The sequence below is a fragment of the Streptomyces sp. NPDC002619 genome (assembly GCF_042889305.1).
GTDB lineage: Bacteria > Actinomycetota > Actinomycetes > Streptomycetales > Streptomycetaceae > Streptomyces.
Genome location: NZ_JBIAQV010000007.1, coordinates 227917 through 243151 on the forward strand (window position 1 = coordinate 227917; position 15235 = coordinate 243151).

Sequence of the window (15235 nt, forward strand, 5' to 3'; positions counted from 1 at the left end):
CCTCATGACCAGCTGGCTGCCGCTGAGCCCAGGTGAACGCTCCGTGGCGATCGAGGTCCTCGTGCACGGCCCGCTGTCCCGCACCGAGCTGGCCCGCCGACTGCGTCTCTCGCAGGGCAGTCTCACCCGGCTGACCAAGCCGCTCATCGAGTCCGGGCTGCTGGTGGAGGTGCCGGACGCGGGCACCCCGGGGGAGGCGCGCCAGGGCCGGCCGTCCCAGCCGCTCGCTGTCGTCGCCGAGTCCCGCTCCTTCCTCGGCTTCAAGGTCACCGCCGACAGGGTCTACGGCGTCGTCACCAGCCTCCGCAGCGACATCGTCGCCCGCCTCGACCGCCCGCTGACCACGCACGACCCCGCCCAAGTCGCCGACCTGCTCGCGGAGATGACCGGCGCACTCGCCGCGTGCTTCCCGGCCCTCGCGGGCATCGGCATCGGCGTCGGCGGACTCGTACGGGACCGGGCCGTGGTCGGCGAGTCGCCGTTCCTGATGTGGCGCGACGTTCCGCTGGCCGAGCTGGTGGAGCGGCGCACCGGGCTGCCCGTCGTCGTGGAGAACGACGTCGCCGCCCTGGTCGAGGCCGAGACCTGGTTCGGCGCCGGACGCGGACTCGACCGGTTCGTGGTCCTGACCATCGGCGCCGGCATCGGCTACGGGCTGGTGCTCGGCGGCCGACGCGTGCCGCACGCCGAGGAGGACCGCGGCTTCGGACGGCACTGGATCCTCGATCCCAGCGGCCCGCTCACCCCGGACGGCGAGCGCGGCAGCGCCGTGTCGCTGCTCACGATCCCGAGCATCCGCTATCAGATCCGGGCGGCCACCGGCCGCGACGCGACGTACGAGGAGATCCTCGCCCTCGCCGACGCGGGCGACCCCCTGGCCGCCCGGGTGATCGGCGAGGCGGCGCGGGCGCTCGGCACGCTGGTCGCCCAGATCGCCAACTTCGTGATGCCGCAGAAGATCCTGCTCGCCGGGGAAGGCGTCGGCCTGATGGACGTGGCGGGCGCGGTGGTGGACGAGACGATCCGCGCCCACCGTCATCCGCTCGCGGCGCCGGTAGGTCTGGAGACCAAGGTCTCCGACTTCCACGACTGGGCCCGCGGGGCCGCCGTACTGGCGATCCAGGTGCTGGTGCTCGGCAGCACGCAGGGGTGAACTCCCCTGTGAACCTTGACAGATGGACGTGACAAGTAACACGGTCCGATATGCCCGTATTGCTCGTACTTACTCACCTCGTCTTCACGTCGACCCGCCTATGCTTCACAGCATGTCCACCCCTGTTGAAGCCGTCTCCGAGCGATCGGCCGCGGAGGTCAACGAGGAGATCAGGGCCCTGTGGCTCCGGTCCGGCGGGACACTGAGCGTCGAGCAGCGCGAGGAGTACCGGCGACTCGTCCTCGAGTGGGCCGCCGCGGCCCCGGAGCGCTCCGAGGCGGCCTGAGCGCCGCCTCCCGTCCCCGCGGGCCGCCTCCTCTCAGAGCCCTGCGGCCTCGTCGCGATGCCTCGTCACGCGTCCTGGTTCCGCCTGCAGCGCAGGAACATCTGCTCCTCCGGCTGCACATCCGCACTGGCCGGCGCGTACGAGTAGGAGTCCTCGCCGACGATCTCGAAGCCCGCCTTCTCGACCACGTCACGCAGGTCGTCGCGCAGATATCCAGAGACCCGGACAGTGGTCCCGATGAACGGGATCGCGAAGTTGTCCAGGTCCGCCTCCACCATCGACAGCACGAACAGGCCGCCGGGAACCAGCAGATGGTGCACCGTCCGCAGGGCGAGCGGGATCTCGGCGCGCGGCAGCATCAGCAGCGAGAAGAACGCGGCGACCCCGTCGAAGCGGCCGAGGTCCTGGGGGCCTCCCGGCCGCAGGTCCGCGATGTCCACCTGGTGGAACTCGGCCCCGGGCACGTTCTCCCGGGCCAGCGCGACCATCCCGCCCGACAGATCGACGCCGACGACCTTCAGCCCCGAGTCCGCCAGCCGCCGCGCGGTCGGAAGCCCAGTGCCGCAGCCCAGGTCCAGGACACGGGAACCGGCCGGCAGCGACTCGACGAGCCATTCCGCCGCGGCGACCTGCCCTTCCTTGTGCGGGAAGGCCTCGTCGTAACGATTGCCGAGCGCGTCGAAGGCCTCGGCCTGACCGGTGCGGTCGAGCCGTATGTTCCCGTAACCGGACGGACCGGTGGGGCTGTTCACGAATGATCTCCCTCGAACTCATGTGCGTGAGCGGCTACCCAGGGTAGCCGGATCCGCGGTCAGCCGTGCGAGCTTGGGGACAACCGGATCGGTCGGATCAGCCCCAGGTGGCCGAGTAGTACCGCTGATAGGCCTTGCGGTCCTGTTCCGCTCGGATGTACCGGGTCGCGACCAGGGCGATCAGGCTGCCCCCGATCACCAGGAGGCCCGGGCCGACGTTGCGGCTGTCCGTGAGCCGGGACAGCAAGGTCGTGCCCTGCGCGACACCGGTCGCCGGAGCCGACGAACCCGGCGAGGCCGCGCTCGGGGCGATCGCGCCCTGCGCGGCCGACGCCGACGGCGCGGGGGAGGGCGCCGCGCTCTGTGCGTTCTGCGCCGACACGATCAGCTGGACGCCGAGTGCGGACAGGGCCTTCGTCACCGGCTGGAAGAACGTCGTACCGCCCCTCGTGCAGTCGCCGCTGCCGCCCGAGGTCACGCCCAGCGCGATCCCCTCGGAGAACAGTGGCCCCCCGCTGTCTCCCGGCTCCGCGCACACGTCGGTCTGGATGAGTCCGGTGACGGTGCCTTCCGGGTAGTTGACGGTCGCGTTGAGCCCGGTCACCCGGCCGTCGCGCAGCCCGCTCGTGCTGCCGCTGCGGAACACCCGCTGCCCGACCGTGGGATCGGCCACCCCGGTGATCCGCACGCCCTTGCCGCCGCCCACGGCGACGACGTCGGCTCCGTCACCTGCCCTGCCCGACGCGTACTGGATGAGCGAGAAGTCGCTGCCCGGGAAGTTCGTGTCGACCGTCGTCCCCAGCTGCCGGTCGCCCCGGCCGTCCGAGAACCAGATGGTGTCGGCGGGCCCGCAGTGCCCCGCGGTCAGGATGAAGTCCCGCTGCCCATCGGTGACATTGAACCCCGCGGAGCAGCGCCCACCGGTCGACAGCATCGGCTGCGCCCCGTTGATCCGGGTGGTGAAGGCGCCCGCGGTGCGTTCCATGTGCACGAACCCACCGATGGCCGTGGCGACTTGGGACATCCGCGACCAGTCGCCGGCCGAGACGGTCCTGTCGGCCTGCACCACGACCCGGTTGGTCCGGTAGTCCACCGCCCATGCGGTGCCCGCCACACGGGGTGCCGAACGCAGCGCCGCGGTGGCCGACTTGAGCTCGTTCATGCTGTGCCGCACGAGCTTCGCCTCGGCGCCCGCCCGCCGTACCACCTGGACCGCCCGCTCGTCGGTCACCGCGACGACCGGCCGCCCGTCGGCGCCGATCCAGCTGCCCGCCGTACGCGAGCTGCCCAGCTCGGCCACCACTCCCGCGCCCGTGCCGGCGACGTCCTGCGCCGAGCTGAACGGGACGGCGGACGTGCCGGGAGTCTCGCTCGCCATGGCCGTGGTGACCATCGCGCCTCCCAGCAGGAGTCCGCCGACCGCCGCCAGCTGCGCCACCCGCCGGACGACCCGTCGTCGTGCGTGCCTCATGCATGGCTCCCGAACCCCGAACGCGCGGCGTCGCCACCGCGGGGCCCTCCGGTCGTCGAGCGCCCGTCCCTCCATACGTGGCCCGCGACGGCGGCGTTCACCGCGACCGTGGTCTTCTCGGGTTTCTGCAGAGCCTGTTCAGGGCTTGCGCGCCACGCCGCCGAACATCGCGACCTCCTCGGGCTCGGCCCCGTCGGCGTCCTCCGGGCGCCAGCGCGAGCAGGACACCACACCCGGTTCGAGCAGCTCCAGGCCGTCGAAGAAGCGGGCCACGTCCTCGGGCGTGCGCTGGGTGAGCTTCGGAGTGCCGTGCTCGTTCCAGAACTTGACCGCCTCGTCCACGTCCGGCATCGCGGGACTGGTGATGGTGTGCGACAGCACCAGATGGCTCCCGGAGGGCAGCCGGTCGACCAACTGCCGTACCAGCGCGTACGGGTCCTCGTCGTCGCCGATGAAGATGACCACGCCGAGCAGCATCAGCGCGACCGGTCGGCTGAAGTCCAGGGTCTTCGCCGCGTGTTCGAGGACCGCGTCGATGTTGCGGAGGTCCTCGTCGAGGTAGTCGGTACGGCCCTCGGGTGTGCTGGTGAGGAGGGCGCGCGCGTGCGTGAGGACGAGCGGGTCGTTGTCGACGTACACGATCCGGGAGTCCGGGGCCACGCGCTGGGCGACCTCGTGCGTGTTGTCGGCCGTGGGCAGCCCCGTCCCGATGTCCAGGAACTGGCGAATGCCCACCTCACCGGCCAGATGACGGACGGCACGCCCGAGGAACAGCCGGTCCGCGCGGGCGTACTCACCGATACCCGGGTGCAGTTGGCGGATCTGGTCGCCGGCCGCACGGTCGACCTGGTAGTTGTCCTTGCCGCCGAGCCAGTAGTTCCAGATCCGGGCCGTGTGCGGCTGGCTGGTGTTGATGCGCTGGCGCAGGGTCACGGCGACGTCGTTCGTGGCTGCCGGGTTGTCGGTCACGGAGTCAGCTCCTGGGGCCGGATGACGGGTACAGGGGTCCAACACGCAATCTAGACGCCGGTGTTGATATCCACTGCTCGTACGGCGTTTTCGGCAGCCGGACCGAGCCGCGACCAGCTGTCCGGGTCGCCCCAGACCGACTCCGCGCCCACGTACGGCCGCAGCAGCGCGGTCAGGGTCGCGTCCCCGCGCCCGCCCAGCTCGTCCGAGGCGATCTTCCGGGCGATCCCGGCGAGGAAGTCGGCGATCTGCACGCGCGCGTCCAGCCGCGACTCCACCAGCCGCAGCCCGCCCAGGGCGATCCCCTCGCGTCGCGCGCTCTCCTCGATCCAGGCGATCCGCTCCGGAGTCAGCAAGTTCTGCCGGTCGTGCACCAGGTTCACGGTGGCACCACCCGCACTCCAGTACGCGGCCGTCCGCACGACGGCCGGCGGCAGCGGATTGAGCAGGGGGATCAGGTCCGGGGTGTCCTCCACCCGCGCCCGATAGGCATCCGCGCGCGGCCGGGCCGCCGCGAGGCGTCGCAGCACGTCCGCCGCCTCCGTGCCCGGATGCGCCCGCCACAGGCCGTCCACCGTCCGGAAGAACGCGTCCACCGGCGGGTCCCCCTCGCTGCCGCGCACCCGCAGCAGCCGGTTGGACACGGCGAGGAACTCCCGCCACCGCTCGGCACCGAACGTCCCCGGCCCAGCCCGGAACAGCGTCACCGCGTCGTCACTGTCGTCGTCGCCGAGCAGCAGGCCCACGGCCCGGTCCACCACGAAGTACGCCTTCTCCGTGAGGTGCACATGGGACCGCCCGTGGATCGGCCCCGAAGCGTCCAGCAGCCACTCCAGCACCGCCCGGTGCTTCTCCCGCAGCAGATGGTTGGCCTTGTACTCCTCGGCGGGGGAGCGGATGCGGTCGCGTATCTCCCGCAGGCACTCGGCGGCCGTGTCCATCGGCAGTCGTACGCCGGCGTGCGCGAAGACGTCGGTGTTCCCGCCGGTGAGGTTCTCGCCGTCCGAACCGGACTCGTCACAGGCGACCTCCACGAAGCGGCCGTCCCGCGCGGCTCCCGCTCCCCGCGCCGCCGCCGTTCCCGCTCCGCGCTCCCCCTGCGCCCGATTCCAGGTCACAGCCCAGTCCCCTGTCGTGAGTCCCACGACCAGCATCCCGCACGACCGGCCGGGACTTCGACGGGATTACCAGTTCGGCGCGGCACCCGAGTTCACCACCACGTACGCCTGAGCCGCCTTGAGTGACGGGCTCCTAGACTGCCGGGCATGACGGACAAGCCGCTGGACCGCCTCGGCGCGGGCAAATACCTGCTGGTCACCAGCTACCGCAAGGACGGCACCCCGGTCGCCACCCCGGTCTGGGTGGTACGGGACGGGGACACCCTCGGCGTCTGGACCGCCGCCGACTCCTGGAAGACCAAGCGGATCCGGCGCCGCGGCGACGTCCTGGTCGGGCCCTGCGACCTGCGCGGCCGCCCGACCGGCGACCAGGTCCCGGCCACCGCCGAGATCTGCGACCCGGCCACCACCGCCCGCTACCGCGACCTCATCGCCCGCAAGTACGGCATCACCGGCCGCCTCACTCTCCTCGGCAGCCGACTGCGCCACGGCCTGGACGGCACCGTCGGTATCCGGGTGACCCTGACGCCCTGAGGACACCGCCCCGGCGTCGTCGCCGTCAACTCCAGGCGCGGTACGGCTCGTCCAGGAGCTGGAAGACCGGCTCGCCGCGCACCGGGTCCTTGGCCGTGGACAGTTGCACGCGGTCCCCGCTGTGGATGCCGACGGCAGGACCCATGACCCGGCCCCGCACGACGAACCCCTCCGCCATCTCGACCATGGAGACGTTGCGCGCGGCCGGGGTGTTGCGGTGCACGATCGCGGAGTGCCGGACCGTGCCCACGCCCTCACTGCGCTCCGTCCTGAGGTCGCTGCCCTGGCACACCGGACACAGCAGCCGCTGGTACATGGCAGTGCCGCACCAGGTGCAGCGCTGGAAGAGCAGGGCGTCCCTGGCGTCCGCGGGCTTGGCGTCGAGGACGCCCGTCGCGGTGCCGCCCGCCGTCGGCTGCGCGGCGCTTCCTGAGTGGTGGTACACGCTGGTCAACTCCCTGCGCTCGGCCGGAATCCCGCGTGCCCGGAACGAACGGGCACACCTGTGCCCGGTTCTCGGTGCCACCGCGCACAGCGACAGCGTATGGCACTCAGTGTCAGCGGTAAAGGCACTCCGTACCCCCGATTTTTAGCAGGATGGAGCCACTCGGTGGAAGCGGTCAGCCGCGGCCGAGTGCCGACTCCAACTCCTGCACCACTCGCCACAAGGGAGCGTCACGCCGGGAGACGAGAACGACTACGTCATCGGGCTGCTCGGGTCGTACCCCCGTTCGTTCCTCGGTGGGCGGGGCGACGGGCCGGCCGGCGCCGTACGTGGACCGGACGTATCCCAGCGCGCGGTCCACCGCGGCGTCGGCGTCGCCCTCGCCATCCGAACGCAGCCAGGAGCGCAGCGCGTTGTTGTGCGCGGCGACGACCGCGGCCGCGATCACGTCGGCGCGCAGGGTCCCGTCGGGGCGGTGCGCGAAGCGGCCGCGCAGATACTCGGCGAGGGCGCGCTCGTAACGCCACACCACCGACAGCTCGTACGCGCGCAGCCCCGGGACCTGCTTGGTGAGCCGGTAACGCTGCACGGAGAAGGTCGGGTTCTCGGCATACATCCCCAGTACCAGACGGGCCGCGTCGCAGACCCGCTGTACCGGTTCGTGCGCGTCGTCGCTGGCGGCGAGGAAGGCGGTCATGCCGGCCAGGAAGCGCTCGTGGTCGGGGAAGACCACGTCTTCCTTCGAGGGGAAGTAACGGAAGAACGAGCGCCGTCCGACGCCGGCGAGCGCCACGATGTCGTCGATCGTGGTCTGTTCGTAGCCGCGTTCCAGGAAGAGCTGGAAAGCCGCAGCGACCAGGGCGTCCCGCATCGGCGGCTTCGCGGTCGGCGCCGCGCTGCTGGAGCTCATGAACGCGAACGTAGCACCCGGCCGACGTGGATGGCACTCAGTGCAAGTGCCCTGGGGAACTGAGTGCCTTCGTGCTCGCCCGGCGAACGCCGGAACGGTTCGTGACGGCCGAGGCGGGAGCCGTCCGCACTCCGACGTAACCTTTTGGCGCCCGGTGCACTCCGGGCCGTCGCTGCCCCAGAAGGTCGAGGAAACCCGCATGTCCGCCGCCCGTCCCCGCATCCTCTACGTCACCGACCTGGCGTACCCGGCGCGCGGGCGCCGCTACTGCGACGAGGACATCCATCTGACCTCCCGGCTCCGCGACCACTTCGACCTCGCTCTGTGTCATCCGCTGGACGCGTCCGCGCTCATGGACGGCTTCGACGCGGTGGTCGTCCGCAACAGCGGCCCCGTGCTGGCGTACCAGGCGGCGTACGACGCTTTCCGTACGCGTGCTCTGCGCGACGGCGTGCGGGTCTACAACCAGCTCACCGGCCGGGCGGACATGGCGGGCAAGCAGTACCTCCTCGAACTGAGCGCGGCGGGCTTCCCGGTCATCCCCACCGTCGACCGCGCGGCATCCCTGGACCGGCTGCCCGAGTCCGAGCGTTACGTCGTCAAGCCGAAGCTCGGCGCGGACTCGATAGGACTGGAGATCGTCCCCGCCGACCGGGTGCTCGACCGGGTGAGGGGACTGTCCGACGGGTCCGTCCTCGTGCAGCCGTGCGTGGACTTCGCGTACGAGGTGTCCTTCTACTTCGTCGACCACGACTTCCAGTACGCCCTCTACGCGCCCGACCCGGACGAGCGCTGGCGGCTGGAGCCGTACACGCCGAGCCACGAGGACCTGGAGTTCGCCCGGCGGTTCATCGACTGGAACGGCATCGAACACGGTATCCAGCGCGTCGACGCCTGCCGTGCCCACGACGGCGCTCTCCTTCTGGTCGAGTTGGAGGACCTCAATCCGTACCTGTCCCTGGACGCCCTGACCGCCGAGGCCCGGGACGCGTTCGTCGCCGCCCTCACGGTGGCTCTGAGCCGCTTCGTCGACGCGTGAGGACGGGCTGAACCGGCGGGCCGGTGCGCCCGTATCACTTCCCGGGGACCGCGGAAGGAGAGCACGTGTCGACACCGCCGGACCCGGACCAGCCGCAGCGCGGTCCCGCCCTCGAACCCGTACGCGTCCTGCGCCCGCGTCGCTTCGACGCCCTCGCGGAGCTCATGCGCGAGGTACGGCAGGACGCCGAGGACTATGAGACCGTCACGACGGCACGGAGCCACGACACTGACGGCGCCGACGACCGGACGCAGGAACTGCCGCGCGTGCCCGCCACCGGCCCCGTCGGCCCAGGCCGTGGCCTTCGCGGAGCCGCCGCCCTGGTCGCCGTGACCGCCGCCGCCCTCGTCGGCTTCGGCTGCGCACTGTTGCTGCCCGGCAGGGGTGACGCGGCCACGCCCGCCCCCGCCCCCTCCGTCACGGTCCCCGACGGCCTCGGCACCCTCCGCCAGGGCGACAGCGGCCCCGAGGTCACCGAACTCCAGGAACGCCTCCTGCGCATCCCGGACGTCTACCGCGACGGCACCGTCAACGGCCGTTACGACGCCCAACTCACCGAAGCCGTGGCGCGATTCCAGCTCTGGTACGGGATCCGGGGCGACGAGACGGGCGTGTACGGCAACGACACCCGCCAGGCACTGGAGTCCCGCACGAGTACCGACGCCGGCTGACGAGCGGGCGGGTTCGAACGCCGGGCAACACGCGGGAAAGGACTTGGGCGGGGCAGCTGTCACGCGGCACCATGGGCCGTCACCCCATGCATCGCGGCCGCCGGTGTCCGCGCACCGCCCGCCGGAGCCGCGGACCGACGTTCGAAGACCGAAGGCCCCGCTCATGAACGGCTCCCGCGTACCCGGCCTCGTGCTGCCCGCCGTGTTCCTGCTGGCTCTCGTCGCCGGCGCGTGCTGGTACTGGTTCCACCGCCACGACGACTGACCGGGCCGGGCTCCCGTGCGGGGCCGTCGAGTCAGCGGCCCGCGCTGTGCCCGGCCAGGGCCTCCATGACGACGCGGACGCTGCGGGCGATGTGCTGAAGCTGCATCAGTTCGGCCGCGTACAGCTTGATCGTGTGCTCGATGACCGACTCGGGCAGTCCCAGCACCGGCAGTTCGGCCCGCGCGGTGTGAAGTGCCGTCCGCGCCACCCGGATCTCGTGCTGGACCTGGATCTGCGCGTGCCGCGCGAGCAGCACGGGGTGGCGGATCAGCGCGGGGTAGCTGGCATATCGGGCCGGCACCAGCTCGCGCAGCCACCGGGCCGCCGAGCGCTCCCAGTCGTAGCTGCCAGGCGACTTGACCTGGCAGGGCCAGTCCGGGCTGATGCGCGTGGTCGTCAGTTGCATGGTCATCGCTTCCGGGTGTGCGGCGTCGTGCGGGGTGGTCCGACGGGTGGGGCGGCCCCGGCCTAGGGGATGACCGGGGCCGCCACGGGCGAATCGCGCAGGCGATGCCCGATCGAACACCCCCGGCGCCGACGCGGGTAGGAGACGGCGGCTGCGGGTGTCCGTTCAGGAGCCCCGAGTGTCGGCTGCCTGCGCGGCGAGTGGTGCTTCGTGCGCACGGGCGGTCCGGCTTTCTCGGGGCGGGTGCGAGGGGTGAGTCCGTGGATGCGGAACGTGCCCGGAGCGGGCCGGGCGCGATCCGTGTGCAGTATTTATATATGCCGTCCGCTTTGCAAGACGTATGAAAACATTCATGCGTGATATGCCATGAATGATCCTGTTACGAGCTGTGCCGGTCCCGAGGAGTACGTCAGTCCTTCAGGAAGAAGTGGTGTTGCTCGGCGACTTGTTCGTACTCCTCGAGCCGCGCCTGGGTGCGCCCGGGGTCGGCGTCCGTCATCGCCTGGAGCAGTGCGGCGGACATCAGGCCGGGTGCGGCGTAGGAGTCGAAGACGAGACGGGAGCCGGTGCCGGTGGTGAAGGTCTCGTCGGCCTCGTCGGCGAGCGCCCCGAGCGCCAGGTCGGTCACCAGCGCGACCCGCAGTCCCGCGCCGCGCGCGACCCGGATCGCGGTGAGCGTCTCCTGCGCGTGCCTCGGCATGCCGAACGCCAGCACCCAGGTGCCGCCGGCCTCGCGGGACTGCAGCAGCGCGTCGTACGCCACGCTGCCGCCCCGGGTCACCAGCCGTACGTCGGGGTGGATACGGCGGGCGGCGTAGGCGAAGTACTCGGCCAGCGACACGGAGATGCGCAGCCCGAGCACGGTCAGCGGGGCCGACAGGGACAGTTCACGGCCGATCCTGATCACCCGGTCGGGGTCGGCGAAGTCCCGGCGCAGGTTCTCCAGGTTCTGGATCTCGGCGTCGACGGCCGCCTGGAGTTCGTTCGCACGGTTCACCTCGGCCGCCCCGGGGCTGACGGCGAGCGCGCCCAGCGCGATCGACTGGAGCTTCTCGCGCAAAGCGGGGTAACCGCTGAAGCCGACGGCCGCGGCGAAACGCGTCACCGACGGCTGGCTCACCCCCACCCGCTCCGCGAGATCGGTGATCGACAGGAACGCCGCCTCGGTGATGTGCTCGATGAGGTACTGGGCGATACGGCGCTGCCCGGGGGACAGCCCGTGTCCGTCGAAGAGTTCTCTGAGCTGGGAGGTCGGTGCGGCTTCGGCCGCCGGCACGGTCTTGCCCGAGGTGATCGCGGATGCCTGCGCGCGTGCCTGCTGGGGCGATGGCACCGGTGCGCGTCCTTTGTCTCCCACGAAGATTCAACATAGCTCACGGACCGTGGTGACCAGAGGTTGTGCGGGCACGCCCGAGCGCCCCGCGGACCGGCGACCGACCCCCGGTGATCGACCGGCGCGGAGGTGATCAGCGCCGGTAGATGGTGATCGAATGACCGACTTCATCGATCGGACGACTGCTGTCGATCAACTCGGCCAGTCTGCCGCGCGCCTTGGCCACGGACGAATCCGATACGACCAGCAGCCCGTGCACCTCGCCGACGGGCACCTTGCGCGGGTCGGGCGCGTGGATGCCGTAGTACGACGGCACACCACTGCCCTTGTAGACGAGCCAGATCCGCTCACCCCGGTACCGCGAATCCAGCCGCTCCGCGAGCCGGCCCAGGTCCTGGCCCCAGTCCACGTTGGCGTCGTGCAGCCGCAGGTGCGTCTTCGCCGGTCCGCCGAACGCCTCGTTGGAGTACGGCAGGTAGTAGGGGAACGTGCGCAGCGAACTGACGGCGACGAACAGCACCAGCGCCCCCGCTGTCACGGGCGCCCATCGCCACCTCAGGGCCAGGACTCCGGCCGCCGCGACCGCCAGGAACATCGGCACGAACACGGCGTACCGCGTGCCGAAGTCCCGGGCCCCGTCCATCGCCACCGCCAGTAGCAGGGCGGGCGGGAGCAGCACGTACGGCGCCGCGGGCCGCAGCCGCCGTACCGCCACGACCGCGACCGCACCCACCGCCCACAGCACGAGCATGCCCAGCGGTGTCTTCACCAGCAGGGCGGCCGGCAGGTAGTACCAGAGCGAGCCGGTGTACAGGTGCCCGAACAGATAGCCCTGCCACGGGTAGTCCTCCAGTCCGAACTGGACGCGCATCCCGTCCCGGTAGGCGCGTGGGAACGGCAGCAGCTCGACCAGTCGCTCGCGCAGCCCGTGGACGACCGGCACTGCTTCTGCGGGCGTGAAGCGCAGGCGCGGATCGACCACGAGATACGACGCCCAGACGACGGCGATCGCGGCCACCGCCACCACGGCCGCCCCCGCCAGCGCCACCGCAAGGGTCCGGCGGAGTTCGGCCCGCCCCTCGAGGCCGCGTCGTGCGTGCCACACGGACACCAGGGCGAGCGGGATCAGGGCCCCGAGCGCGGGCAGCGCGCTCATCTTGGTCGCCACGGCCGCCCCGAGCGCCACTCCGGCGAGCGGCAGATACAGCCGAGGCCGTCGCCGCGCCCGCCACACCAGCCACGCCGACGTGAGCACGAAACCGGCCGCCGGTACGTCCAGCGTGGCCAGCGAACCGTGCGCGACGACATCGGGGGAGAAGGCGTACAACGCGAGCGCGGCCACCCCGCCTGAGGTACCCACGACCTCGCGCGCGAAGGCGAACACGACCAGCCCGAACAGCAGCGTCAGAACGATCATCGGCAGCCGGGCCCACAGCATCAGCCGCCACGGGTCGTTGCCGGACTCGTACAGCAGATGCCGCCCCACCTGCCCCTGGCTGCCGGTGTACGACGCGTCGTAGTGCGGGTCGGCGATCGCCACCCCGGCCGCGATGACAAGTTTGCCGAGCGGCGGATGTTCGGGGTTGTAGCGCAGTCGGTGCTCGCGAAGATAGTCGGTGGCCGTGGCCACGTACACCGGTTCGTCGATCGTCGGAGTCTGCTCCACCGCCGTCGTCACCATGGCCACGGCCATCTGGGCGAGCAGCAGCACCACAAGGAGCGGCACGAGTCGGCGCCGCCGGTGCCGCAGTGCGGCGTACAGGCGCGGACCGGTGGCCCCACGTACCGTGTCGTCGTCGTGGACCTCGGGTTCGAGGACCGGGTGCAGTTCGCGCGCCATCATCCGCCCCGCGGCGCCGTCACCGCTTCACGAGTCGTACCGGCAGACCCTCTGCCGTACACACGAATACGTAACGCGGCCCGTTCGAGTTCATCTCGGCACGGTCGAACCGGCCGCGCGCCCTCGGCCACCCTGACCATGGCCTGGCGACCACCGGACTGAAGGGGCTGATCTCCCGTGCGTCTTCCTTACCAGCGCCGCCCGTTGCACGACCTGCCGGACACCCCGGAGGCGTACGACGCCGTCCTCGCCGATGTCACCGAGCAGGCCCTGGCCCGGCTGACGCCCGAGGGCAGCCTCGAACACCCCGGCGCCCGCCTCGACGTCGGCGACACCTCCCTCGGTGTGACCTCCCTGCTGGCGCTCGCCTGGCAGCGCGGCAGGGACCCGCGCCTGCCGGCGGCAGTGCACCGCAGCCTCGCCTTCCATCTGCGTGAGCGCGTCCACACCGACGACAACCCCGGCTACCCGAACCTCAGGATCCGCAACTCCGGCCTCCCGTACGCACGTTACGTCCTGAAGGCCGGAGCTCACCCCCTCGGCGACTGGCCCAGCACGGTGTGGGCCCTGCTCCAGGCGGTCAACGTCCTGGACGCGGCCGACGGGCTCCTCGGCGACGAACAGCGCACCGCACTCCTGGAGTTGGCCCACGGCTACTGGCGCCGGCTGACGGAGGCGACCTTCTTCAACCCACAGGAGGCGGGCAACCAGGCGATCGGCTGTGTCGTCGGCGGCCTCATGCTGGCCCCTCATCTGCCCCGGGACGAAGGCGAGTCGGTGCGCGCGCGGGCCCTCGCCCTCTACACCGACGAGATCCGGGCCCGCCGCGTCCGGGACCGGGGCGCGCTGCTGCCCCCGGAACACGGCGGCGCGTACGACAACAACTACGGCCCGATCTCCCTCTCCTTCCTCGCGCAGGCCCACCGCGTCAGCGGCGAGGAGGTCTTCGCCGAGGACGGGGACACGCTTGCCCGCTACATCGACGCCCGTCTGACCGGAGGCGGCTTCGACCTCGGCGGCCCGCGCTACAGCGAGCAGCACTCCGGGTTCGAGTCGGTCCTCGGGCTGCGCTACTTCAGCGGCCGTATCCGCTCCGACCTGGGCCGTTACCGGGGCGACACCCGTTGGGCCCGGCACGCGGCGCAGGCCGACGGCGGCATCGACGGGCACTTCGCCTGGATGCTGGTGTGGCAGATCCAGGACACCTCGCGCTGGCACCGCGAGCCGTCCGCGCGTCCGGCCCGGCACCAACTGCGCTCGGGCACGGTGTCGGTGGCCTTCGACGACCATATGACCCCGTCGTTGATCGAGGCAGGCGGAACGTACTGTCTTCCGGCCGCCGTCGACCGGCAGCACGGCTTCGGCCCGGTCCTCGACGGATTCCTGTTCTGCCGCCCCATGGGCGTGGTCCGGGTGCGCGACCTGAACGCGGACGGCCTGACGGCGAAGCTGGTCACCAAGCCGGTGGTCGGCCGCGACCACGTGCTGCGGCACGTGCGGTCCCTGTACGTCACGGACGGCACCCGGCTGTGGGTGACGGTCGCCCTGGAACGGCTCGACGGGGCGCCGTACCTGCTGGCCGGGCTGCCGTACGCCGCGGACGACGGCGACCGGGTGCGCAGGACGGCGAGGGCCGAGGCGGTGTCCGCGGGCGGGATGCGGCTGACGCATCCCGCCGCCGAGGGCGTCGACCACTTCGACGCCCGCGCCGAACTGACCCAGGAACAGGCGGCGTTCGAGCTGGCCGCCGACCCGCGCGTCTACGGCAACCCGGACGAGGGCTGGCGTCACCTGGTCAGCTCGACGGCCCTCGAGGCCGGCCCGGCGCCGGGCGCCCCGGAGGGACTGCACGTCTTCGCCGTACGGTACGGACCCGGCCCCGACGGCTCCTTCACGCCCGCCCTCGAAGCCGGCGAAGGAGGCCTGACCGTGCGGACCGAGGCCTTCACCGCCGTGATCGGAGAGGCGTCCGGCGACCCGCTCGGCGAACCCGAACTGACCCTGTTCGTATGAGACGTGGACCGAGGCTTTTGCAGGTAGGAA

General features: G+C 71.5%; 15 protein-coding genes. 6 read left to right on the plus strand and 9 right to left on the minus strand.

The features are described from left to right. Positions 1-4 precede the first annotated feature (4 nt). Together ACFYXB_RS15405 and ACFYXB_RS15410 are read left to right on the plus strand one after the other, a co-directional pair. Entirely contained in the window at positions 5-1153 is a 1149-nt protein-coding gene (locus ACFYXB_RS15405) for an ROK family protein (protein ID WP_389582001.1), read from the plus strand. Positions 1154-1253: 100 nt separating this feature from the next. Next, positions 1254-1439, plus strand: a complete 186-nt coding sequence (locus ACFYXB_RS15410) for a hypothetical protein (protein WP_389582004.1) — start codon at positions 1254-1256, stop codon at positions 1437-1439. 65 nt (positions 1440-1504) lie between these two features. Here ACFYXB_RS15410 and ACFYXB_RS15415 read toward each other — a convergent pair whose 3' ends face one another. The 4 genes from ACFYXB_RS15415 to ACFYXB_RS15430 form a co-directional block, all read right to left on the minus strand. Next, the gene (locus ACFYXB_RS15415; RefSeq protein WP_389582007.1) at positions 1505-2191 is read right to left on the minus strand and encodes a class I SAM-dependent DNA methyltransferase; all 687 of its coding nucleotides are present in this window, start codon (positions 2189-2191) and stop codon (positions 1505-1507) included. A 97-nt stretch (positions 2192-2288) separates the two neighbouring features. Further along, a complete protein-coding gene (locus ACFYXB_RS15420; protein ID WP_389582009.1) occupies positions 2289-3662 on the minus strand; it encodes a S1 family peptidase in 1374 nt (457 codons plus the stop codon). Between the two features lie 138 nt (positions 3663-3800). Continuing rightward, entirely contained in the window at positions 3801-4631 is an 831-nt protein-coding gene (locus ACFYXB_RS15425) for an SAM-dependent methyltransferase (protein ID WP_389582012.1), read from the minus strand. Between the two features lie 50 nt (positions 4632-4681). Next, positions 4682-5749, minus strand: coding sequence for a hypothetical protein (locus tag ACFYXB_RS15430; RefSeq protein ID WP_389582015.1), 1068 nt, complete (start codon positions 5747-5749; stop codon positions 4682-4684). A gap of 147 nt (positions 5750-5896) precedes the next feature. Here ACFYXB_RS15430 and ACFYXB_RS15435 point away from each other — a divergent pair, with 147 nt between their 5' ends. Then, complete coding sequence (locus ACFYXB_RS15435) at positions 5897-6283, plus strand: PPOX class F420-dependent oxidoreductase (protein WP_389582018.1); 387 nt, start codon at positions 5897-5899, stop codon at positions 6281-6283. Positions 6284-6308: 25 nt separating this feature from the next. Here ACFYXB_RS15435 and ACFYXB_RS15440 read toward each other — a convergent pair whose 3' ends face one another. Both ACFYXB_RS15440 and ACFYXB_RS15445 read right to left on the minus strand, forming a co-directional pair. Then, positions 6309-6728 (minus strand): Zn-ribbon domain-containing OB-fold protein, encoded by a 420-nt coding sequence (locus tag ACFYXB_RS15440; protein WP_389582020.1) that lies wholly within the window; start codon positions 6726-6728, stop codon positions 6309-6311. 175 nt (positions 6729-6903) lie between these two features. After that, positions 6904-7638: a TetR family transcriptional regulator gene (locus ACFYXB_RS15445; protein ID WP_389582023.1), complete on the minus strand. Its 735-nt coding sequence runs from the start codon at positions 7636-7638 to the stop codon at positions 6904-6906. Positions 7639-7837: 199 nt separating this feature from the next. On the opposite strand from ACFYXB_RS15445, the gene ACFYXB_RS15450 reads away from it, so the two are divergent. Both ACFYXB_RS15450 and ACFYXB_RS15455 read left to right on the plus strand, forming a co-directional pair. Then, positions 7838-8677, plus strand: a complete 840-nt coding sequence (locus ACFYXB_RS15450) for a hypothetical protein (protein ID WP_389582026.1) — start codon at positions 7838-7840, stop codon at positions 8675-8677. Between the two features lie 65 nt (positions 8678-8742). Further along, complete coding sequence (locus ACFYXB_RS15455; RefSeq protein WP_389582028.1) at positions 8743-9348, plus strand: peptidoglycan-binding protein; 606 nt, start codon at positions 8743-8745, stop codon at positions 9346-9348. Positions 9349-9644: 296 nt separating this feature from the next. Here the strand turns inward: ACFYXB_RS15455 and ACFYXB_RS15460 are convergent, their stop codons facing one another. The 3 genes from ACFYXB_RS15460 to ACFYXB_RS15470 all read right to left on the minus strand — a co-directional run bounded on the left by ACFYXB_RS15460 (position 9645) and on the right by ACFYXB_RS15470 (position 13195). After that, positions 9645-10025, minus strand: a complete 381-nt coding sequence (locus tag ACFYXB_RS15460) for a hypothetical protein (RefSeq protein ID WP_389582031.1) — start codon at positions 10023-10025, stop codon at positions 9645-9647. A gap of 403 nt (positions 10026-10428) precedes the next feature. Next, positions 10429-11352 carry a MurR/RpiR family transcriptional regulator gene (locus ACFYXB_RS15465; RefSeq protein WP_389582033.1) on the minus strand — a complete coding sequence of 308 codons (924 nt, stop codon included), beginning with the start codon at positions 11350-11352 and terminating at the stop codon, positions 10429-10431. A 133-nt stretch (positions 11353-11485) separates the two neighbouring features. Beyond that, complete coding sequence (locus ACFYXB_RS15470) at positions 11486-13195, minus strand: ArnT family glycosyltransferase (protein ID WP_389582036.1); 1710 nt, start codon at positions 13193-13195, stop codon at positions 11486-11488. A 174-nt stretch (positions 13196-13369) separates the two neighbouring features. On the opposite strand from ACFYXB_RS15470, the gene ACFYXB_RS15475 reads away from it, so the two are divergent. Then, a complete protein-coding gene (locus ACFYXB_RS15475) occupies positions 13370-15205 on the plus strand; it encodes a hypothetical protein (protein WP_389582037.1) in 1836 nt (611 codons plus the stop codon). Positions 15206-15235 lie beyond the last annotated feature (30 nt).

What these genes read in the sequence shown, in the direction of transcription:
- ACFYXB_RS15410 (WP_389582004.1), top strand. Translation starts at nt 1,254, where the DNA reads ATGCTTCACAGCATGTCCACCCCTGTTGAAGCCGTCTCCGAGCGATCG.
- ACFYXB_RS15405 (WP_389582001.1), top strand. Translation starts at nt 5, where the DNA reads ATGACCAGCTGGCTGCCGCTGAGCCCAGGTGAACGCTCCGTGGCGATC.
- ACFYXB_RS15435 (WP_389582018.1), top strand. Translation starts at nt 5,897, where the DNA reads ATGACGGACAAGCCGCTGGACCGCCTCGGCGCGGGCAAATACCTGCTG.
- ACFYXB_RS15460 (WP_389582031.1), bottom strand. Translation starts at nt 10,025, where the DNA reads ATGACCATGCAACTGACGACCACGCGCATCAGCCCGGACTGGCCCTGC.
- ACFYXB_RS15470 (WP_389582036.1), bottom strand. Translation starts at nt 13,195, where the DNA reads ATGATGGCGCGCGAACTGCACCCGGTCCTCGAACCCGAGGTCCACGAC.
- ACFYXB_RS15445 (WP_389582023.1), bottom strand. Translation starts at nt 7,638, where the DNA reads ATGAGCTCCAGCAGCGCGGCGCCGACCGCGAAGCCGCCGATGCGGGAC.
- ACFYXB_RS15450 (WP_389582026.1), top strand. Translation starts at nt 7,838, where the DNA reads ATGTCCGCCGCCCGTCCCCGCATCCTCTACGTCACCGACCTGGCGTAC.
- ACFYXB_RS15420 (WP_389582009.1), bottom strand. Translation starts at nt 3,662, where the DNA reads ATGAGGCACGCACGACGACGGGTCGTCCGGCGGGTGGCGCAGCTGGCG.